Below are 17,927 nucleotides of genomic sequence, written 5' to 3'. Positions count from 1 at the left end.
AGTGAGAAACATGTCCAGCGAATGGCCGCTTTGGGAAGTCTTCATCCGTGGTCAGCACGGTCTCAACCATCGCCATGTCGGCAGCCTGCATGCGCCCGATGCCGAGATGGCGATCAACAATGCGCGCGACGTCTATACGCGCCGCAACGAGGGCGTCAGCATCTGGGTGGTGCGGTCTTGCGAGATCACTGCCAGCGCGCCTTCCGAAAAAGGTCCGCTCTTCGACCCGTCCAATTCGAAGGTCTATCGTCACCCGACCTTCTTCGACATTCCGGATGAAGTGGGGCACATGTGATGGCGGCCGCTGCCCTTGAGCCGGCGATCGACCCGGCCGTCCTCCTCGAATTCCTCCTGAGCATCGGCGACAACACGCTGGTCCTCGGCCATCGCGTCTCCGAATGGTGCGGCCGCGGGCCGGCGCTGGAAGAAGATATCGCGCTTGCCAACACGGCGCTCGACCTCATCGGTCAGACGCAGCTCTGGCTCGGTCTGGCGGGTGAGGTGGAGGGCAGAGGTCGCTCGGCCGATGATCTTGCCTATCTGCGAGACGGTTTCGAGTTCCGCAATGTCCTGCTGGTCGAGCGCCCCAACGGCGATTTCGGCAAGACGCTGATGCGGCAGTTCCTCTTTGATGCCTGGCATTATCTGATGCTGAGGGCGTTGAAGGGGTCGACTGATCGGCGGATCGCCGAGATCGCGGAAAAGGCCTTCAAGGAGGTCTCCTATCATCTCGATCGCAGCCGCGACCTGATCATCCGCCTTGGCGACGGCACGGCCGAAAGCCATCGCCGCATGCAGGAGGCGCTCGATGAACTCTGGGCCTTCACGGGCGAAATGTTCGTCGGCGATGCGTTCGATGCGGCGCTGGTGCAGGCCGGCGTGATCCCGGAACCGCAAAGCCTCAAGGCCGGCTGGGATGAGATCGTTTCCGATGCGCTCGTGGAGGCGACACTGAAGCGACCGGCGGATGGCTATATGCACAAGGGAGGCCGGCGCGGCGTTCATACCGAGCATCTCGGCTATATGCTGGCCGAACTGCAATTCCTGCAGCGCGCCTATCCGGGCGCGACCTGGTAGGAGGCGGAGATGACGACCGCGCTTCATCCTTCGGTCGACGAGGTCTGGCACTGGCTGTCGGAAGTGCCGGACCCGGAGATACCGGTGATCTCGCTGACCGATCTCGGCATCATCCGCGATGTCGGCTGGCAGGAGGATACGCTTGTCGTCACGGTGACGCCGACCTATTCGGGCTGTCCCGCAACGACCGTGATCAACCTCGAGATCGAGCGGGCGCTGTCTGAAAAAGGTCTCGACCGGGTGCGCCTTGAGCGGCGGCTATCGCCCGCCTGGACGACGGACTGGATCAGCGACGAGGGACGCGAGAAGCTGCGCGCCTATGGTATTGCGCCGCCGATCGATGGCACGGCTGCAGACGGCGTCTTGATGAAACGCATCGACCGGCTTTCCGGCCGCTCCAACCTCACCATCGCCTGTCCGCGCTGCGGATCGGCGGCGACGGAAAAGATCAGTCAGTTCGGTTCGACGCCATGCAAGGCGAGTTATCGCTGCACCGACTGTCTGGAGCCCTTCGATTATTTCAAGTGCATTTGACCCCAGCGAGGCCCGCGTTCATGGCACGTTTCCATCCCCTGACCGTCACCGATGTGCGCCGCGAGACGCGCGATGCGGTCGTCGTCACGCTTGCGCCATCCGAGGAGGATCGGGCCGTCTTCGATTTCACGCAGGGCCAATACCTCACCTTTCGCCGCAAGTTCGACAACGAGGAATTGCGCCGCTCCTATTCGATCTGCGCCGGCAAGGATGAGGGCGTACTGAAGGTCGGCATCAAGCGCGTGGATGGCGGTTGCTTCTCGACTTGGATCAATGAAAATCTGAAGGCCGGCGACACGCTGGAAGCCATGCCGCCGATGGGCGCCTTCTTCACCGCGATCGAGCCTGCCGCCGCAAGGCATTATCTCGGTTTTGCCGGCGGCAGCGGCATCACGCCGATCCTGTCGATCATCAAGACCGTGTTGGTGCGCGAACCGCGCTCCGTCTTTACGCTCGTCTACGCCAACAGGCAGATCAGCTCGATCATGTTCCGCGAAGAGCTTGATGATCTGAAGAACCTCTATCTCGGCCGCCTGTCAGTGCTGCACGTTCTCGAAAGCGAGGCGCAGGAGATCGACCTTTTCACCGGCCGCATCGATGCGGAAAAATGCAAGGCGCTCTTCAAGAGCTGGATCGATCTGAAGTCGGTCGCGACAGCCTTCATCTGTGGTCCCGAGCCGATGATGCTGGCGATCGCTGCGGCGCTGCGTGAGCATGGCATGCGCGACGATCAGATCAAATTCGAGCTCTTTGCCTCATCGCAGCCCGGCCGCGCCCGCCGCAAGGTGGAGAATGTTGCGACAGCCGATCATGGAACGAGCTGCGAGGCGACGGTGACACTCGATGGCGCTACGCGCGTCTTCAAATTCCCGAAGCAGGGCCAGTGCCTGCTCGATGCTGCGCTCGAAAACGCGATGGACGTGCCCTACGCGTGCAAGGCCGGTGTCTGCTCTACCTGCCGCGCCAAGGTTCTCGAAGGCGAGGTCGAGATGGAGGTCAACCATGCGCTTGAAGATTACGAGGTACGCCAGGGCTATGTGCTGACCTGTCAGTGCTATCCGCTGACCGACCGCATCGTCGTCAGCTACGACCAATAGGCCGGGCCGCATCGAAGGGAGGAACGACATGTCCGATACGATGCCGATCGAGCAATATCTGGAGGAAGGCGGCATGCTCTCCTCGCCCGATAACGTGCCTCCGCGCTATCGCGGCGAACTGCTGCGTCTCATGGCGAGCTTCGTCGATAGCGAACTGGCCGGTTCCGCCGGCTTTGCCGACATCATCAACGATGCGCCCGGCATTCAGGAACGCATTTCCGCGGCGCGGATCGTACTGGAAAAGACCGACCATGCCGGTCAGGTCCTGAAAATCATGGAGACCTTCGGGGTGGATGGCGGCCGCTATGCCGTCCATCATCCCTGGGCCGTACGGCTCTCTCGCGAGGCTGATATCGGCGCCGTCAGGCAGGGTGGCGACATGCGGCTTTCTGTCTTCCACTATCCGCTTGAAGGCTGGGTGGATGCCGTCGTCATGAATGTACTGATGGGCGCTGCCAGCGTCGTGCAGCTGAAAGAGCTCGCACGTGTCTCCTACCAGCCACTTGCCGAAGTCTTCCGAGCCATCCTGCCGCGTGAAAAGCGGCATGCGGAACTAGGCGTCGCGGGCCTTGCCCGCATCGTCGCCGGGGATGAGGGGCGGGCGCAGGCGCTAGTTTCGATCGCCTATTGGTATCCCCGCGTTGCCGCAAGCTTCGGCCATGCCGGCTCCACCCGCTTCGAAACATTGTCGCGCTTCGGCCTTCGCCATACGCCCAACGAAACCCTGCTTGCCGACTGGCGGGCCGATGTCGATGCGCAACTGTCTGCGCTCGGATTGAATTGAGCAATTCGGGGAAAGCGCTTGGCCTTTCCGTTCGGGTTGCCGGACAAGATGAAGGAAGGAAATTCGGATGAACATCATGGCAAACCAGCCGCGTCGGCTTGAAAGCTATGTCGGCGGCGCGTGGGTCGCCGGCGCCAAGGAGGGCGTGCCGCTGCTCGATGCTTCGACCGGCGTGCCCGTCGCGTTTATCGATTCCTCCGGCATCGATTTCAAGCAGACATTGGCTTATGGCCGCGACAAGGGTGGCCCGGCGCTGAGGCGCATGTCCTTCCATGAGCGCGCTGCGATGCTGAAGGCGCTCGGTCAGGCGCTGCTTGAGAGAAAGGATGAATTCTATGCGCTCTCGACGGCGACCGGTGCGACGCGCCCTGATAGCTGGGTCGATATCGAAGGCGGCATCGGAACCCTGCTGTCCTACGCCTCCAAGGGCAGGAGGGAGCTTCCGAATGCGCGTGTGCTGCTCGATGGCGATGTGGAGCAGCTGTCGAAGGATCAGAGCTTTTCCGCGCAACATGTCTTGAGCCCGCTGCAGGGCGTTGCCGTTCATATCAACGCCTTCAACTTCCCCTGCTGGGGCATGCTGGAAAAGGTCGCGCCGACCTTGCTCGCCGGCGTCCCGGCAATCGTCAAGCCGGCAAGCCAGACGGCTTATCTCACCGAGCTCATGGTCCGCCGCATCATCGAAAGCGGCCTCTTGCCGGAGGGGGCGCTGCAGCTTGTCTGCGGCTCGGTCGGCGATCTCCTCGATCATGTCGAAGGCCAGGACGTGGTGACGTTCACCGGCTCTGCCGCAACTGGCCAGCGTCTGAAGACACACAAGGCGATCATCGAAAATTCCGTGCGCTTCACCATGGAGGCCGACAGCCTCAATGCGGCCGTCCTCGGTCTCGATGCGGCGCCCGGCACGGAGGAATTCGATCTTTTCGTCAAGGAAGTCGCCCGCGAGATGACTGTGAAGGCCGGTCAGAAATGCACGGCGATCCGCCGCGTCATCGCGCCCCGGGCCTATAGCGAAGCGCTGATCGAAGCTTTGAACGATCGCCTCGGTAAGATGGCGATCGGCAATCCTGCCGACGAGACGGTTCGCATGGGGCCGCTTGCAAGCCTCGACCAGCGCGAAGAAGTGCGGGCGCGCATTCGGGACCTTGCCACCGAGGCGGAGATCGTTGGCGGCGATCCGGACAATCCGCGCGTCGTGTCCGGCGATGCAAGCGCCGGCGCCTTTCTCAATCCTGTGCTGCTCTATTGCGACAAGCCGGGCTCTGCGCGCGCCGTTCACGATGTCGAGGCCTTCGGCCCGGTCAGCACCGTCATGCCCTATGATACGGCGGAGGAGGCGGTCGATCTGGCGCGTCGCGGCAAGGGCAGCCTCGTTGCCTCCGTCTTCACTAACGATCCGCAATTCGCCGAGGAGGTCGTTCTCGGTCTTGGGCCGTTCCATGGCCGCGTGATGATCGGCAACCGCGCCAGCGCCAAGAGCTCCACGGGCCATGGCTCGCCTCTGCCAGGCCTGGTTCACGGTGGCCCCGGCCGTGCCGGCGGCGGCGAGGAACTCGGGGGTATTCGCGGCGTGAAGCATTATATGCAACGCACCGCCGTGCAGGGCACTCCACGCCTTCTCTCAGCAGTGACGGGTCGCTGGATGGACGGCGCGGATGCCCGAACCGACGGCGAGCATCCGTTCCGCAAGTCGCTCGCCGAACTCAAGATCGGCGACCAGCTCATCACCGCCACCCGCACTGTTACACTGGACGATATCGAGCATTTTGCGAGCTTCACCGGCGACACGTTCTACGCCCATATGGACGAGGAGGCTGCCAAGGCTAACCCGTTCTTCGAGGGCCGCGTTGCGCACGGCTATCTTATCGTCTCTTTCGCCGCCGGCCTTTTCGTCGATCCGGCTCCGGGTCCGGTTCTTGCAAATTACGGTGTGGACAATCTGCGCTTCCTGACACCGGTTAATCCGGGTGATACGCTTAAGGTGCAGTTGACCTGCAAGGAGATCAATCCTCGCATCAATGCCGAGCACGGCGAGGTGCGCTGGGATTGCAAGGTAACGAACCAGCTGGATGCCGCCGTCGCGCAATATGATGTTCTGACGATGGTGGCGAAAACGAGAGAGTGAACGCATGACGACGATCGAGCAAGACCCGCATCGCCTGGAAATGACCGTGCTGATGACGCCCGACATGGCGAATTTCAGCGGCAAGGTGCATGGCGGCGCCCTTCTGAACCTGCTCGATCGCGTCGCCTTCTCCTGCGCGTCGCGCTATTCCAAGCAATATGCCGTGACGCTGTCGGTCGATCAGGTGCTGTTCAAGGAGGCGATCCAGGTCGGCGAACTCGTCACCTTCCGCGCCTCGATCAACGATACCGGTCGCACGTCGATGGAAGTCGGCATTCGGGTCGAGGCGGAGAATATTCGCTCCGGCCAGCGGCGCCATACCAACTCCTGTTATTTCACCATGGTTGCCGTCGACGAGGCTGGCCGCCCGGTGCGTGTGCCCGAGTTGGTGCCGGTAACGCCGGTCGATATCCGCCGGCACAAGGCCGCTCAGCTTCGCCGCACCTTGCGCCGCGAATTTGCGCAACGGCTGGAATCCGTGGCGGAGACCGGTCACGACGTCGAAGTTTCGGGAGCCGGCTGAATGGCGCAGATCTACTCCTATGACGGCGTGATCCCCGTCATCGATCCCGCAGCCTTCGTGCATCCGGCCGCAACCGTCATCGGCGATGTCATCATCGGTCCCGCCTGCTATGTAGGGCCGGGCGCCGTACTGCGCGGCGAGGCCGGGCACATCGGCCATGGCGCGGTGCTGCATGGCTGCCGCATCGGACCCAACGCGATGGTCGGCATGAATGCCGTCATCATGGACGAAGCCGTCATCGGCGAGAACGCCATTGTCGCCGCCATGGCCTTCGTCAAGGCCGGCGCCGAAATCCCGGCCAACAGTCTCGCCGTTGGTTCGCCGGCGCGTGTCGTGCGGGAACTGACGCCGGATGAGATCGCCTGGAAGCGGCAGGGCACTGCTATCTACCAGCGCCTGGCGCTGGAAGCGAAGGAAAAGCTGGTCGCCGTCGAGCCGCTGACCGCGCCGGAGCCGGATCGCCGCCGCATCCGCGCGCCTGAGTATGATCCGCTTATCCTCGAGAGAATGAAGTTCGGCGACTGAGGCGTGGAGCTAGCGGACGGCCTTGACGCCTTCGAGGATGAGGGTGGTGGCGATATCGGCATATTCGTCGCGGGTGATCGGGCCATTGGGCCTGAACCACATATAGACCCAGTTCATCATGCCAAAGAGCGACATGGTGACCGGCATCAGCAACGGCCTGTTCTTGTTGAGATCCGGGTTGAGGTCCTCGATGACGCTCGAAAAGCGCCTGACGATCCGCCGTTCGATCGTCCGCAGTTCCGCAAGCTGCTCCGGCGATAGGGCATGGGTGCCGTTCAGCTGCACCTGATGCTCGTTGTCGGCGCCTTCGTAGTTTTCCAGCACGGCTTTGACGAGCAGACGCAGCCGTTCCTGCGGCGTCACATCGGTGCGGTCCGCCGCGTCGATCGCGTTTTCCAGCTCCGTCAGGTGGGTCTGGACGATATCGAAGATCAATGCATCCTTGCCGGGGTAATAGTGGTAGAGCAGGGCCTTCGAGACATTGCCGTGCGAGGCGATCATGGACATGGAAGCTTTCTCCATGCCGACCTCGGCGAAAACAGCCGCGGCGCTAGCAAGGATACCACGCTGCTTTTCCTCGAAATCAACTGCGCGCGTGCGTGCCATGTTGTCCTGCTTTGCCCATTCCCCGTCGGTCGTGGTCGCTTCGTGCGGCCGGTCTTCCTATATACAGTCAAATCCTTGCCAGGCTATCCCGCTGGATGCCCAATCATTCCTTGGGTCGATTGTCGACGACGCGCTTCGCCTTGCCTTCCGAGCGCGCGACGCCGCCCGGCGGATGCACGGTGATCTTCGTCGTTACGCCGACCACGCTCTTGATATGATGGACAAGCTCCTTGGCCGAAACGTCCCGTGCGGTTTCATCCGCCGCCTCCAGCGTGCATTCCACATGGACGGTCATATTGTCCATGCGGCCGGAGCGCGTCAGTTCGATTTGAAAGTGCGGCGCAAGCCCGCGGCATTTGAGGATCTGCTCCTCGATCTGTGTCGGAAAGATGTTGACGCCGCGCAGGATCATCATGTCGTCGGAGCGGCCGGTCACCTTCTCCATGCGGCGCATGGCGCGGGCGGTTCCCGGCAGCAGCCGAGTCAGGTCGCGCGTGCGATAGCGGATGATCGGCAGGCCTTCCTTGGTCAGCGTGGTGAAGACCAGTTCGCCGATCTCGCCGTCGGGCAACACCTCACCGGTGACGGGGTCGATGATCTCCGGATAGAAATGGTCTTCCCAGATATGCAGCCCGTCTTTGCTCTCGACGCATTCGTTGGCGACGCCCGGTCCCATGACCTCCGAGAGGCCGTAAATGTCGACGGCGTGCATGTCGAAGGCGTGCTCGATTTCCTCGCGCATGGCATTCGTCCATGGCTCGGCCCCGAAAATGCCGACAGCGAGCGAGCTCTCGCGCGGGTCGAGGCCCTGGCGGCGGAATTCGTCGAGGATCGAGAGCATGTAGGAGGGTGTGACCATGATGATGCGCGGCTTGAAATCCTGCATCAGCGTGACCTGACGTTCCGTCATGCCGCCGGAAATCGGCACGACCGTGCAGCCGAGCTTTTCTGCGCCGTAATGCGCGCCGAGGCCGCCTGTGAAAAGGCCGTAGCCATAAGCGATATGAACCAGATCGCCCGCCCGTCCGCCGGAGGCGCGGATACAGCGGGCGACGAGGCTCGCCCAGGTGTCTATGTCTTTTGCGGTGTAACCGACGACGGTCGGCTTGCCAGTCGTGCCCGACGAAGCGTGGATGCGCGAGAGCTTTTCGCGCGGCACGGCGAACATGCCGAAAGGATAGGTATCGCGAAGATCCTTCTTCGTGGTGAAGGGAAACTTGGCGAGATCCGACAGCGTCTTCAAGTCGGAGGGATGCACGCCGGCTTCGTCAAAGCGCTTGTTATAGAAAGGAGAATTCTCGTAGGCATGAGTGAGCGACCATTTCATGCGCTCAAGCTGCAATGCGGAAATCTCGTCGCGCGAGGCTGTCTCGATCGCCTCAAGCTCGCCGGCGCGCGGGGAAAGGTTTTCCATGAATGTCTCCTCCAGAAATGCTAGACGCCGCTGACATGAGCCTTATTCCGGCAAAAGCATGCCCTTGACCGTTCGCGAGTGGCCGCGGAATTCCGCGATCTGCTCGCCCTCCTGATTGGTAATCGCGATGTCGTAGATGCCGCCACGGCCGCGTCGCGACACCTCCCGCGCCGTCGCCGTCAGCCGATCGCCCGCAAAGACCGGTGCGATAAAGGTCACCGAACAGTGCTGGGCGACGGTGCGCTGGTTGTAGCTATTGCAGGCGAATGCGAAGGCGGAGTCGGCGAGTGTGAAGATGTAGCCGCCATGGCAGGTGCCGTGACCGTTTGTCATTGCCTCGGTAATCACCATCGAAAGGGTCGCCTCGCCGGGTGACACGGCTTTCAGTTCCATGCCGAGGTGACGGCTGGCGTTGTCTTCGTCCCACATGGATTTTGCGCAGGCTTCGGCGAGCGCTTGTGGCGAAAGGTTATTGCTGATGCTCATCGTCCCTTGAACTCCGGCTTGCGCTTTTCGAGGAAGGCGGTGACGCCTTCGGCATAGTCGGCGCTGCTGCCGGCTTCGCGCTGCAGGTCGCGTTCAAGATCGAGCTGCTCGTCGAGCGAATTCGTCGCCGCCGCCTGAATGGCGCGCTTCGTCAGGCCGAGCCCCTTCGTCGGTCCGGCAGCGAGCCGTGTGGCGAGCGCTGCTGCCTCGTCCATCAGCTTGTCATCGTCCACCGCGCGCCAGATGAGCCCCCAACTTGCTGCCGTCTCGGCATCCAGGGGCTCCGCGGTCAATGCCAGCGCCTTGGCGCGGGCTTCTCCGATAAGTCTCGGCAGGTTCCAGGTGCCGCCGGAATCCGGCACGAGGCCGATTTTAGCGAAGGCCTGGATGAAACGGGCCGAGCGGGCCGCAAGGGTGATGTCGCAGGCAAAAGCGATGTTGGCGCCGGCGCCGGCGGCCACGCCATTGACGGCGCAGATGACAGGCTTTTCCAGGCTGCGGATGAGGCGCAGCAGTGGATTGTAGAATGTCTCGATCGTATGGCCGAGATCCGCCGTACCCTTGCGCGGGTCGCGATCGCCAAGGTCCTGGCCGGCCGAAAAGCCGCGGCCGGCGCCGGTGAGAAGGACGGCGCGGACATCGGCATCCTTATGGGCACGCTCGAAACCGGCGCGCAAAGCGAGGTGCATTTCCTCGTTGAAGGAGTTGAGTTTGTCGGGTCGATTGAGCGTGAGGCTCAAGACGCCGTCGGCCAGTGCCGACAGAATGGTGTCGGATTCGGACATGTTTCCTCCCTGTCGCCCTTCCAGGAGCAACGATAAAAGCCTTGCATAAACCGACCGGTCAGTCAATTATAAAACAAAGATCGGGAGGAAGATCATGACCGTCGCCATTAGCCACGAGGGCGCAATCGCTATTGTCACCGTCGATAATCCGCCGGTCAATGCGCTTTCGCAAGCCCTGCGTCAGGCGTTGATGGAGGCGGTCTCCGTCATCGATGCGGATGAGAGTGTAACCGCTGCCGTTCTTATCTGTGCCGGCCGCACTTTTATTGCCGGCGCGGATGTCAGTGAATTCGACAAACCTGCGGCGCCTCCGCACCTTCCCGATGTTGTCGCGAGTATCGAGGCTGCGAAGAAGCCGTGGGTGGCTGCGATCCATGGCAGCGCGCTCGGTGGCGGTCTCGAAGTCGCGCTCGGTTGCGCCTATCGCATCGCTGCCGTGTCGGCAAATCTCGGTCTGCCGGAGGTGAAGCTCGGCATCACCCCCGGTGCCGGCGGCACGGTTCGTCTGCCGCGGCTGATCGGTATTTCCGAGGCGGTCGATCTGGTGACAACGGGCAGTCCGGTCGATGCGCGAAAGGCAGAGGCGCTCAGGCTTGTCGATGCCGTTGTCGGGGGCGATCTGCTAGAGAATGCCGTGGCCGTCGCACGCGATGCCGCCAACAGGCCCAGGCCACAGCCAATTTGCGAGCGCAGCCTTCCGGCGGTCGATGCCGGTTTCTGGGAGCGCGCGGAAAAGAGTGTCGCGGCCAAGGCGAAACGCGAGATTGCCCCCCTTCGCGCGCTCGCTTGCATCCGCCGCGCTAGTGAGGAGGATTTTGCGACCGCGACGGCCTTCGAGCGTGAGACCTTTCTGGAGCTTCGCGGCTCTGCTCAAGCTGCTGCGTTGCGTCACGTCTTCCTTTCGGAGCGGGCTGCGGCCCGTCCACCGGAGCTTGGCGGTGTAACCCCGCGCGATGTCCGTTGCGCTGCAGTCGTTGGTGGTGGAACGATGGGGGCGGGCATCGCAGCCGCTCTCAGGGACGCCGGTCTGCCGGTCATTCTCGTCGAGCGTGATGAGGCGGCCGTCGAGCGGGGACTTGTCAATATCAGCCGGATTTTCGATGGCTTCGTAAAGCGGGGTCGTATCTTACCCGAGGTCGCGGCGGAGCGGATGGCCGGTGTAACCGGCACCGACGACTATGGCGTGCTCGCCGATGCGGATCTCGTCATCGAGGCGGTTTTCGAAGATCTCGCCGTCAAGCGTGCCGTCTTCTCCAGGTTGGAGATGGTCTGCCGCGCAGATGCGGTGCTGGCGACGAATACGTCCTATCTCGATCCGGAGGAGATCGGCGAGGGACTTGCGCAGCCGGAACGCTTCCTGGGGCTGCATTTCTTCAGTCCCGCTCACGTCATGAAGCTTCTGGAGATCGTGCCGACAGGAAAGACGACGGCGGGTGTGTTGGCGACGGGTTTTGCACTTGCCCGCCTATTGGGGAAAATTCCCGTCCGCGCCGGCATTTGCGACGGCTTCATCGGCAATCGGATCCTGAAGGTGACGCGGGCACAGGCGGAGCGGCTGCTGCTTTCGGGCGCCACGCCAACTGTCGTCGATGCAGCCATGCGGGCCTTCGGCCTGCCGATGGGACCTTTCGAGGCGCAGGATCTCGGCGGACTCGATATCGCGGCCTTCCAGCGCAAGGCAGCCCACGAACGCGGCGAGGTGCCATTTGCTCCCGTCGCCGACCGTCTCTGCGCCATGGGGCGTTTCGGCCAGAAATCCGGCGGCGGCTGGTACGACTATCGACACGGCGAGCGGGCGCCGCAGCCGTCCGAGATCGTCGGCGCCACCATCGTCGAGGAGGCCGCCGGATGGCGGCAAGAGACCTGGGACGAGGTGTCGATTGCCGATGCCATCATCCTGCCCATGGTGAACGAGGCGGCGCTGATCCTCGAAGAGGGAATGGCGGTCCGTGCCGCCGACATCGATCTCGTCAAGATCCATGGCTACGGCTTTCCGCGCTGGCGTGGCGGTCCGATGCACTATGCGCAAGAGCGCGGCCTTGCCGAAGTCGTCGGCGTCCTGGATCGGCTTTCGGCGTCGGGTCTTGCGGAGCAGCCATGTGCAGCTCTGCGTCGTGCGGCGGAAGATGGCGGCTTCAGGTCGCTCGAGGGGCGATAGTCAGCCGACTTCTGCAATCCTTTATGCGTTCGTCATCACGTGTCCGGAAAGCGATGACGTTTTTGCTTTGCTCCGTGTCCTCCGATTCTAATGGGCGCACGAGGCCGTGCAATCTGGCGGAATCGATATATTGAAGCCTGGCTCCAAGGTGCTTTCTTAAGGCAAAATTTGGAGAGGCTAATGTTACAGATATTGACCCGTCGAGACCGCACTGCGGCGTCCTCGTATTTCGCTCAGATGTTCCACGCTCGTGCGCTTGTCTTTCGAGACCGGATGGGATGGGACGTCAATGTCGAAGGCGGTTTGGAAATCGATCGCTTCGACGACGAGCATGATCCCATCTATTTGGCCGTAAAGGAAGATGGCGATGAGCTAACCGGCTCGTTGCGGCTGCTGCCAACGACGAGCGAGACGATGCTTTCGAGCGAATTCCGGCATTTTTTCAACGAGGATCTCGATATCTGCAGCCCCTCGATCTGGGAATGCACCCGGTTTTGCGTGCATCCTCCGACCAAGGCCGGACGCGCCTCGTCGCAAACTGCTGCCGTCGAGCTTCTTTCCGGCCTTTGCCGTCTGAGCCTGAAGTCGGGCATCGAGCACATCATGGGCGTTTATGATGCGTCGATGGTCGGGGTCTATCGAAAGATCGGATGGTCGCCGACGCCGCTCGCCCGCTCGCGTCCGGAGATCGGCAATCTCTATGTGGGTCTGTGGGAGGTGAGCGAGGAAGCCGACCAGCGGCTCGAGCAGCGGCTGAGGACGATGCAAGGCCGGGACGACAAGACCCCGACCTTGCAATTCGCGTCTTCGTCGCCGGGCAATATCCAGTTCAGCTTTTGATGAGCTCGAGCGAGATTGCTTTCGCGATGGCCTGGTTCGTGGTGCTGACATGAAGTTTGCGGCGGCTGGAGCCGAGATAAAGGCGCACGGCGCTTTCGGAAATCCCGAGAATGGACGTGATCTGCTTTGGAAGCAGGCCGCGCGCCAACAGCTCAAGGCATTCGGTTTCCCGTTTCGAAAGCCTGCGTCCGATACTTTGCTCCCGCAGGCCGGAAACGATCAGCGACTGTTCGTGAAGATAATAGGCGATCACCTGCAGATCGCCTATTATGTTGTTTCGCAGTTGTTCCCAGTCTCCGCTCTTCAGATTCGAAGTAACGGTAAACAGCGATCGTTCGCCATGCGGTCCTCGAACCACCAGCGTCAAACCATAGCGACCGACGTCAAAGGTTTCGGCTTCGCGGAAGAAGGAGACGCTTTGTGGAGACTGCAAATCGAGGGACGACCAGTCGAAAGGCAGGAAGCCGTTGCGTCCGGCTTGTACAACGGGATCGATCGCGAAGTAGTCGTGAGCGATATATGTCTCCACCCATTCCGGCGGGTAGGTCAGCAGCAATAGCGGATTTCGCTGCGACAGCGCAGCGATCTGCGTCACGTGAAAAACTGCGTTTGCCAGACCGTACAAGGAGCAGAACTTGAACAAAAACTGACGCAATTCATCGACGTTGTTTGCCTGAGCTATCTCAGACAAGCAATGAGATTGGCGTGATCCTGTCAACATAGACTCACCGTAGAATCCGAGATGAAAGCGATGCTCGAGCTATGGGCAGCATGTTTGGGAGCTCTTCTGAACCCGAAGATTGCTCCCTGGGCGCTGCAGTCGCACGCACAGCTATTCAGAAGCCAATTTTTCGAGGGCATGATTGGCTTTCTAAAATTGTCGAAAACATAGTCATTGCCAATCATACTGGGGTTGTGTTGATTCATCTTTGAATACACGCAGAGGATATAGGCTCGCTAGCCCTCGCTGTATGTCCATATGCGGCATAAGTAGGCCGTTCGATCGACCAGGTGGGGGCCGGATGCCAGCTCGAAGATCGGGTTGGATAAGAGGCAGCCTGACAATATTCGATACGTTACCCAAGGTCTTTACAAATGACCGACGGTCAGTCATAGATATGCCTTGTTATTGTCGAAGGTTGGAGAGATCCGCATGGTCGCTCGTAATGATGGAGCGGTAACGGCCGCGCGAGACGGCCTCCATTGCTGTCTTGTCGCATCGAAGGATACCCAATCATGATCCGTCACGATCTCACTCATTGGCCGTTGGTTCTGTCTGCCGCCCACGGCGTTATGTCGCTCGATGAGCAGCTTGCCTTCTTCTCGGATTGGGACGGCTGGCTCGATCGCGGCGAGTCCTTTTCGACATTGCGTGTCTTCACGGATGCCGAGGCGCTTAAGCGGCCGGAGGGCGGCGCGAAGGAGGCAAAGGTCTGGCTTCAGGCCAACGGCGAGCGGATCAGGCAGCTCGTCATCGGCATGGCGACCGTGGTGCCGCCGGAGGCTCTGGAGGATATGAGCCGCATGAATGCCGAAAAGCTGTTCGGGGTTCCCGCGCAGATGTTCGACGATGTCAACGAGGCGGCGATGTGGCTTGCCTCCCTTGAGGCGACGCAAGGAAGGCCGCTCGATGTCGGGAGGGCGCTGCGAGGCTTGACGGCTTTGCGCCGGCAGTCATGACCATGCCTCTGCCCGCACTGCCGGAGGGGGATGAGACGCATTGGCCGCTGGCAATATTGGTTGCCGAAAAGCTGCTCGACGCGGACGGTATACGCGCAGGCCTGGATACGGTCGAGCGTTGGCTGAAGCGCGAGCAGCCCTTTGCGCTTCTCCTGATTGCCGGTTGCGAATTCGTGGCTCCGAGCGATGCGGCGACACTCCCGATTATTATGCAACGGATCGGTCTTGCGCGCGAGGCGCTTTGCCGCTCGCTTCTCGGGATTGCCGTCGTTGCCCCCGCATCGGCCGTCGACGCCGCAAGACGAAGTCTTGCTCGTCTTCCGCTCGATATGCCGCTAGAAGTCTTTGAGAAGGGGTCGCTGGCGGTTAGGTGGTTGTGCGCATCCGCCCTCTCGCCGGCGGGTCTCGTCATCGACAGTCTATGAACAGCGAGGAGAGCCCGTGACCGTTACAGACCGCCCGCGCCCGCGCACCAAACCGCCGGAAGTCCGCCGTGAGGAATTGATGGACGCCGCCCAACAGCTGTTTCTGGAAAAGGGTTTTGCCACGACCAGTGTCGCGGAGATCGTCGATGCTGCGGACGTCGCCAAGGGTACCTTCTACCTCTATTTTCAGACCAAGGATGATGTCCTCGCTGCCTTGCAGGCGCGTTTCGTCAAGCGCTTTTGCGAGAGGATCGACGCTGCGGCGAAGGCCGCGGCTGCTGACGATTGGATGCAACGGCTTGACGTCTGCATGCGCGCCTGCGTGATTGGCTATCTCGACGAAGTTGCGCTCCACGATCTGGTATTTCATCAGTTCCAGCCGACGAAGCGAGATATGAAACGCGCCAATCCCCTTGTCAGCCGCCTAACCGCATTCCTGCTTGAGGGCCAGGCCGCCGGCGCATTCTCCTTCGTCGATGCCCGCCTCACTGCCGTTATGCTGTTCAATGCGATGCACAGCGCCGTGGATGACCGTCTGGCCGAAGGGCTTGAGGTCGATCGGCCCAAGCTCGTCGCAGCCGTCACCGATTTCTGTCGACGCGCCGTCAGCCCGTAAGCCACAAGAGCCGGCGGCGTTTGAACTCTTCCTGAGGTCAAGAAGACGGAGCGGCAGGGCCTCTCCGTCTTTTGCGCTAAGCGCTTGCCGGCAACCGAGCAGCTTTTTGGTTGGTGTTGATCGCGCCAACGAAAAGTTCTGCAAGTCGAAGCAACAAGCCACCTTTGCCACTGGGGCCGATGTGATCCGCCTGCTTCAGGAAAAGCACTCGATCTTGGGGGACGTGGACAATCAGCGGTTTTCCCCGATTGATCTTGACGAAATCTGGTTCAATGGCAAGTGACGGTGATTTCTCGCTGTTTTCCTTGTTCAGAATCTAGGATCGACAAACCCAACGCGCACTTCCGACTGACTAAAGCGTGACCGTAACGCCCGATAACGCAACGCGTGGCAGTTTAAGATTGTTGGACGCCGCTGCGGACTACATTGCCATCATTATTATAAAACACGATAGCTTGGGCTTGGCAAAAGTCTCTGCTTGCCACCAAACCAGACCAACCTTGTGGGCATGTCATCGAACCAAGGGTAGTCAACTAAGTCCGGCCAATCCGGATGGGGTCTATTGCGATATGGCGTCTCGTAATTTGTCTTGAACCACCGATTGAGGACCGTGACAGGTCGCTCAGGAGGCTTTCTAGTCTTCTTTTCGTTCAAGGGGAGCTTAAGAAAATGCGCGTGGAGCCATTCGGCGTAATCGAGAGTTGCTTGCGTCATTTTCAGTTTCTTGCCGGAAGGCTCGGCGCTCGACGGCTGGCCAAGCCAAATTTGTCGACTATCTGTGACTTCGCTGAGCTTGTGGTGAGAATTCACCAAGCGAGTATGCACGGTCCCGCCAATACCAATGTATTGCAATTGTACTGACCGTTGGCTTTTAACCCGGCCGGTGCACATATACAGCCCTGAGCCCAATTCTTCCTTCGCGCTCTGCCGTGCGTCGTCAAGCGACTTAAATGGACCAAACCAGTGAATGGCAATCATTAAATGCTTGGGCATTTTTCGTTTGAAGCTCTCTCTGAGATCACGATGGCTCTCTCACAAGTTTGGCGAATGCCAGTTAAAATGCTTCAAATCAATCGCTTACAAGTTGTCCGATTTTCTCTCTTAGGAGAACAACCGTCGCATTCGGTTACCGTCGGATTAAAACACTAGATGGAGCCGATGGATCTTTTTCTCTGTGACAGCTCTTGCATTGGAAATTGAAACCGCAAGAACCTTATGCACTCGCGAGTACCATGCCAGCCGGGCTAGGAGGTTGAAGGTGTCCAGAATTTTGGAGATTGAGCGCCTTATTCTGCAGCCCGTATCTGCCTTCCAGAAATATACTAGCGCTTTAAGGCTTTAACAACCCTCGCGTTTAATTCGCGGTTAGTCGTTCCTTGTTATCCAAGAAGCCATAGAGACCCCATCGTGAGCAGGTTACACATGGCATCGCGTAAAGCGGACAGCTTTTTTGGTTCTGTTATACTCGCGGGAATTGCAGTCGTCACACTAGGAAGTGCTATGTGGGAAGGGGCCAAAGCGCATCCTGTTTTCGTTTTTGTCGCAATTTGCATCATAGGATTCGGGTTTGTTGCGGTTTTCGCGCTGGTAAAGTGGGCAAAAGGAAATGCTGCAAGAGTAGCCACGGCAAAGTGCCTGGAACTCGCTAGGGAGCATCAGAGAGCTCTTCTTGCCAAGAAGCGCCAAAACCTTCTTGTCGGAGACTATGGTGAAGTCCAGAGAGCTGGGTTCGATCGGGAGCTGGATTACTTTCTCGCAACCGTGGTTTTGCCCCAAATTCAGCCTCAACTGGCCCTACTCGGAGACCCACACTTAATTGGCCCGTCTCGGATTGTGTTGCGAGATCTTATAGAGAGGGAGGTTTGTGAGTTCGAACGAGTATCAGGGCATAAACTAACCGCTGACCTTCCTATAGATCCGCTTGAGTTTGAACTTTGGTGCACGGAAAAATTGAAGTCCAAAGGCTGGAAGGCCCGTATCACAAAGGCTTCAGGCGACCAAGGCGCTGATATAATTGCTTCGTGGAAGGGTGCGGAATTGGTGGCTCAATGCAAGCTTTATTCAAAACCAGTCGGCAATAAAGCGGTGCAAGAGGTTGCGGCTGCACGGCTACACTATTCAGCCGAATTCGCCGCCGTGATATCCACGTCCGGTTACACTAGGTGACCGACTCATAAGATCGTATCCAAATCCGAATTGATGCGAGCTGAACGGCTGCGAGGAAATTGTCGTCGCGTTTGTCGTATCGCGTT

The 17,927-nt window shown here is 60.2% G+C and carries 21 protein-coding genes and 1 pseudogene; 15 read left to right on the top strand and 7 right to left on the bottom strand.

Going from position 1 to position 17,927, the window contains the following annotated elements; translation table 11 throughout:
* Nucleotides 1–10: 10 nt before the first annotated feature.
* The 8 genes from paaB to BJ928_RS07510 all read left to right on the top strand — a co-directional run bounded on the left by paaB (nucleotide 11) and on the right by BJ928_RS07510 (nucleotide 6,665).
* Nucleotides 11–295, top strand: coding sequence for a 1,2-phenylacetyl-CoA epoxidase subunit PaaB (paaB, locus tag BJ928_RS07545; RefSeq protein WP_047635570.1), 285 nt, complete (start codon nucleotides 11–13; stop codon nucleotides 293–295).
* Nucleotides 295–1,077 carry a 1,2-phenylacetyl-CoA epoxidase subunit PaaC gene (gene paaC, locus BJ928_RS07540; protein ID WP_047635569.1) on the top strand — a complete coding sequence of 261 codons (783 nt, stop codon included), beginning with the start codon at nucleotides 295–297 and terminating at the stop codon, nucleotides 1,075–1,077. The genes paaB and paaC overlap by 1 nt, the downstream gene beginning before the upstream one ends.
* A gap of 9 nt (nucleotides 1,078–1,086) precedes the next feature.
* The gene (gene paaD / locus BJ928_RS07535) at nucleotides 1,087–1,611 is read left to right on the top strand and encodes a 1,2-phenylacetyl-CoA epoxidase subunit PaaD (RefSeq protein WP_047635567.1); all 525 of its coding nucleotides are present in this window, start codon (nucleotides 1,087–1,089) and stop codon (nucleotides 1,609–1,611) included.
* Nucleotides 1,612–1,631: 20 nt separating this feature from the next.
* Nucleotides 1,632–2,708 carry a 1,2-phenylacetyl-CoA epoxidase subunit PaaE gene (gene paaE / locus BJ928_RS07530; RefSeq protein ID WP_047635566.1) on the top strand — a complete coding sequence of 359 codons (1,077 nt, stop codon included), beginning with the start codon at nucleotides 1,632–1,634 and terminating at the stop codon, nucleotides 2,706–2,708.
* 28 nt (nucleotides 2,709–2,736) lie between these two features.
* Complete coding sequence (locus tag BJ928_RS07525; protein ID WP_047635564.1) at nucleotides 2,737–3,492, top strand: Phenylacetic acid catabolic protein; 756 nt, start codon at nucleotides 2,737–2,739, stop codon at nucleotides 3,490–3,492.
* 67 nt (nucleotides 3,493–3,559) lie between these two features.
* On the top strand, nucleotides 3,560–5,617 hold the full coding sequence (gene paaZ, locus BJ928_RS07520) for a phenylacetic acid degradation bifunctional protein PaaZ (protein WP_047635563.1): 2,058 nt from the start codon (nucleotides 3,560–3,562) through the stop codon (nucleotides 5,615–5,617).
* 4 nt (nucleotides 5,618–5,621) lie between these two features.
* Nucleotides 5,622–6,140: an acyl-CoA thioesterase gene (locus BJ928_RS07515; protein ID WP_047635562.1), complete on the top strand. Its 519-nt coding sequence runs from the start codon at nucleotides 5,622–5,624 to the stop codon at nucleotides 6,138–6,140.
* Entirely contained in the window at nucleotides 6,141–6,665 is a 525-nt protein-coding gene (locus tag BJ928_RS07510; RefSeq protein ID WP_047635561.1) for a phenylacetic acid degradation protein PaaY, read from the top strand.
* Nucleotides 6,666–6,674: 9 nt separating this feature from the next.
* Here BJ928_RS07510 and BJ928_RS07505 read toward each other — a convergent pair whose 3' ends face one another.
* From BJ928_RS07505 to paaG, 4 genes are all read right to left on the bottom strand, one after another.
* On the bottom strand, nucleotides 6,675–7,271 hold the full coding sequence (locus BJ928_RS07505) for a TetR/AcrR family transcriptional regulator (protein ID WP_047635559.1): 597 nt from the start codon (nucleotides 7,269–7,271) through the stop codon (nucleotides 6,675–6,677).
* Nucleotides 7,272–7,374: 103 nt separating this feature from the next.
* On the bottom strand, nucleotides 7,375–8,685 hold the full coding sequence (gene paaK, locus BJ928_RS07500; RefSeq protein WP_047635557.1) for a phenylacetate--CoA ligase PaaK: 1,311 nt from the start codon (nucleotides 8,683–8,685) through the stop codon (nucleotides 7,375–7,377).
* Nucleotides 8,686–8,727: 42 nt separating this feature from the next.
* Nucleotides 8,728–9,171, bottom strand: a complete 444-nt coding sequence (paaI, locus tag BJ928_RS07495) for a hydroxyphenylacetyl-CoA thioesterase PaaI (protein ID WP_047635556.1) — start codon at nucleotides 9,169–9,171, stop codon at nucleotides 8,728–8,730.
* Entirely contained in the window at nucleotides 9,168–9,956 is a 789-nt protein-coding gene (gene paaG, locus BJ928_RS07490; RefSeq protein WP_047635555.1) for a 2-(1,2-epoxy-1,2-dihydrophenyl)acetyl-CoA isomerase PaaG, read from the bottom strand. Before paaG ends, paaI begins: the two co-directional genes overlap by 4 nt.
* Nucleotides 9,957–10,050: 94 nt before the next feature.
* Between paaG and BJ928_RS07485 the strand changes: the two genes are divergently transcribed.
* Together BJ928_RS07485 and BJ928_RS07480 are read left to right on the top strand one after the other, a co-directional pair.
* Nucleotides 10,051–12,114: a 3-hydroxyacyl-CoA dehydrogenase NAD-binding domain-containing protein gene (locus tag BJ928_RS07485; RefSeq protein WP_047635553.1), complete on the top strand. Its 2,064-nt coding sequence runs from the start codon at nucleotides 10,051–10,053 to the stop codon at nucleotides 12,112–12,114.
* Between the two features lie 180 nt (nucleotides 12,115–12,294).
* Entirely contained in the window at nucleotides 12,295–12,954 is a 660-nt protein-coding gene (locus BJ928_RS07480; protein ID WP_082011980.1) for an acyl-homoserine-lactone synthase, read from the top strand.
* Here BJ928_RS07480 and BJ928_RS07475 read toward each other — a convergent pair.
* Nucleotides 12,944–13,675 (bottom strand): LuxR family transcriptional regulator, encoded by a 732-nt coding sequence (locus BJ928_RS07475; RefSeq protein WP_047635551.1) that lies wholly within the window; start codon nucleotides 13,673–13,675, stop codon nucleotides 12,944–12,946. The two genes, BJ928_RS07480 and BJ928_RS07475, sit on opposite strands and share 11 nt — an antisense overlap.
* A gap of 515 nt (nucleotides 13,676–14,190) precedes the next feature.
* On the opposite strand from BJ928_RS07475, the gene BJ928_RS07470 reads away from it, so the two are divergent.
* The 4 genes from BJ928_RS07470 (at nucleotide 14,191) to BJ928_RS38755 (ending at nucleotide 15,958) form a co-directional block, all read left to right on the top strand.
* Nucleotides 14,191–14,634, top strand: coding sequence for a hypothetical protein (locus tag BJ928_RS07470; RefSeq protein WP_047635549.1), 444 nt, complete (start codon nucleotides 14,191–14,193; stop codon nucleotides 14,632–14,634).
* Nucleotides 14,631–15,059 carry a hypothetical protein gene (locus tag BJ928_RS07465; RefSeq protein WP_047635548.1) on the top strand — a complete coding sequence of 143 codons (429 nt, stop codon included), beginning with the start codon at nucleotides 14,631–14,633 and terminating at the stop codon, nucleotides 15,057–15,059. Before BJ928_RS07470 ends, BJ928_RS07465 begins: the two co-directional genes overlap by 4 nt.
* Nucleotides 15,060–15,075: 16 nt before the next feature.
* Nucleotides 15,076–15,675, top strand: coding sequence for a TetR/AcrR family transcriptional regulator (locus BJ928_RS07460; RefSeq protein ID WP_047635546.1), 600 nt, complete (start codon nucleotides 15,076–15,078; stop codon nucleotides 15,673–15,675).
* 106 nt (nucleotides 15,676–15,781) lie between these two features.
* Complete coding sequence (locus tag BJ928_RS38755; RefSeq protein WP_156151460.1) at nucleotides 15,782–15,958, top strand: hypothetical protein; 177 nt, start codon at nucleotides 15,782–15,784, stop codon at nucleotides 15,956–15,958.
* 155 nt (nucleotides 15,959–16,113) lie between these two features.
* Here the strand turns inward: BJ928_RS38755 and BJ928_RS07455 are convergent, their stop codons facing one another.
* Nucleotides 16,114–16,668, bottom strand: a complete 555-nt coding sequence (locus BJ928_RS07455; protein WP_047635544.1) for a hypothetical protein — start codon at nucleotides 16,666–16,668, stop codon at nucleotides 16,114–16,116.
* Nucleotides 16,669–17,097: 429 nt separating this feature from the next.
* Here BJ928_RS07455 and BJ928_RS07450 point away from each other — a divergent pair, with 429 nt between their 5' ends.
* On the top strand, nucleotides 17,098–17,841 hold the full coding sequence (locus BJ928_RS07450; RefSeq protein WP_082011978.1) for a restriction endonuclease: 744 nt from the start codon (nucleotides 17,098–17,100) through the stop codon (nucleotides 17,839–17,841).
* On the opposite strand, the pseudogene BJ928_RS07445 reads toward BJ928_RS07450, so the two are convergent.
* Nucleotides 17,834–17,927, bottom strand: a pseudogene (locus tag BJ928_RS07445) (IS5/IS1182 family transposase); the annotation flags it as partial. The gene BJ928_RS07450 and the pseudogene BJ928_RS07445 sit on opposite strands and share 8 nt — an antisense overlap.

The organism is Rhizobium sp. WW_1 (assembly GCF_003610155.1).
Classification (GTDB): domain Bacteria; phylum Pseudomonadota; class Alphaproteobacteria; order Rhizobiales; family Rhizobiaceae; genus Rhizobium; species Rhizobium tropici_A.
The sequence above is the reverse complement of the archived record's forward strand: the minus strand, read 5'-3'. Positions and strand labels throughout refer to the sequence as shown.

Bases quoted from the DNA above. Each gene is read 5' to 3' on its own strand.
- BJ928_RS07515 (WP_047635562.1), top strand. From the start codon at position 5,622: ATGACGACGATCGAGCAAGACCCGCATCGCCTGGAAATGACCGTGCTG.
- BJ928_RS07485 (WP_047635553.1), top strand. From the start codon at position 10,051: ATGACCGTCGCCATTAGCCACGAGGGCGCAATCGCTATTGTCACCGTC.
- paaE (WP_047635566.1), top strand. From the start codon at position 1,632: ATGGCACGTTTCCATCCCCTGACCGTCACCGATGTGCGCCGCGAGACG.
- BJ928_RS07480 (WP_082011980.1), top strand. From the start codon at position 12,295: ATGTTACAGATATTGACCCGTCGAGACCGCACTGCGGCGTCCTCGTAT.
- paaZ (WP_047635563.1), top strand. From the start codon at position 3,560: ATGAACATCATGGCAAACCAGCCGCGTCGGCTTGAAAGCTATGTCGGC.
- paaD (WP_047635567.1), top strand. From the start codon at position 1,087: ATGACGACCGCGCTTCATCCTTCGGTCGACGAGGTCTGGCACTGGCTG.
- BJ928_RS07510 (WP_047635561.1), top strand. From the start codon at position 6,141: ATGGCGCAGATCTACTCCTATGACGGCGTGATCCCCGTCATCGATCCC.
- BJ928_RS07465 (WP_047635548.1), top strand. From the start codon at position 14,631: ATGACCATGCCTCTGCCCGCACTGCCGGAGGGGGATGAGACGCATTGG.
- BJ928_RS07475 (WP_047635551.1), bottom strand. From the start codon at position 13,675: ATGTTGACAGGATCACGCCAATCTCATTGCTTGTCTGAGATAGCTCAG.
- BJ928_RS07525 (WP_047635564.1), top strand. From the start codon at position 2,737: ATGTCCGATACGATGCCGATCGAGCAATATCTGGAGGAAGGCGGCATG.
- paaI (WP_047635556.1), bottom strand. From the start codon at position 9,171: ATGAGCATCAGCAATAACCTTTCGCCACAAGCGCTCGCCGAAGCCTGC.
- paaC (WP_047635569.1), top strand. From the start codon at position 295: ATGGCGGCCGCTGCCCTTGAGCCGGCGATCGACCCGGCCGTCCTCCTC.
- paaB (WP_047635570.1), top strand. From the start codon at position 11: ATGTCCAGCGAATGGCCGCTTTGGGAAGTCTTCATCCGTGGTCAGCAC.
- paaK (WP_047635557.1), bottom strand. From the start codon at position 8,685: ATGGAAAACCTTTCCCCGCGCGCCGGCGAGCTTGAGGCGATCGAGACA.
- paaG (WP_047635555.1), bottom strand. From the start codon at position 9,956: ATGTCCGAATCCGACACCATTCTGTCGGCACTGGCCGACGGCGTCTTG.
- BJ928_RS07505 (WP_047635559.1), bottom strand. From the start codon at position 7,271: ATGGCACGCACGCGCGCAGTTGATTTCGAGGAAAAGCAGCGTGGTATC.
- BJ928_RS07450 (WP_082011978.1), top strand. From the start codon at position 17,098: ATGGCATCGCGTAAAGCGGACAGCTTTTTTGGTTCTGTTATACTCGCG.
- BJ928_RS07455 (WP_047635544.1), bottom strand. From the start codon at position 16,668: ATGCCCAAGCATTTAATGATTGCCATTCACTGGTTTGGTCCATTTAAG.
- BJ928_RS07470 (WP_047635549.1), top strand. From the start codon at position 14,191: ATGATCCGTCACGATCTCACTCATTGGCCGTTGGTTCTGTCTGCCGCC.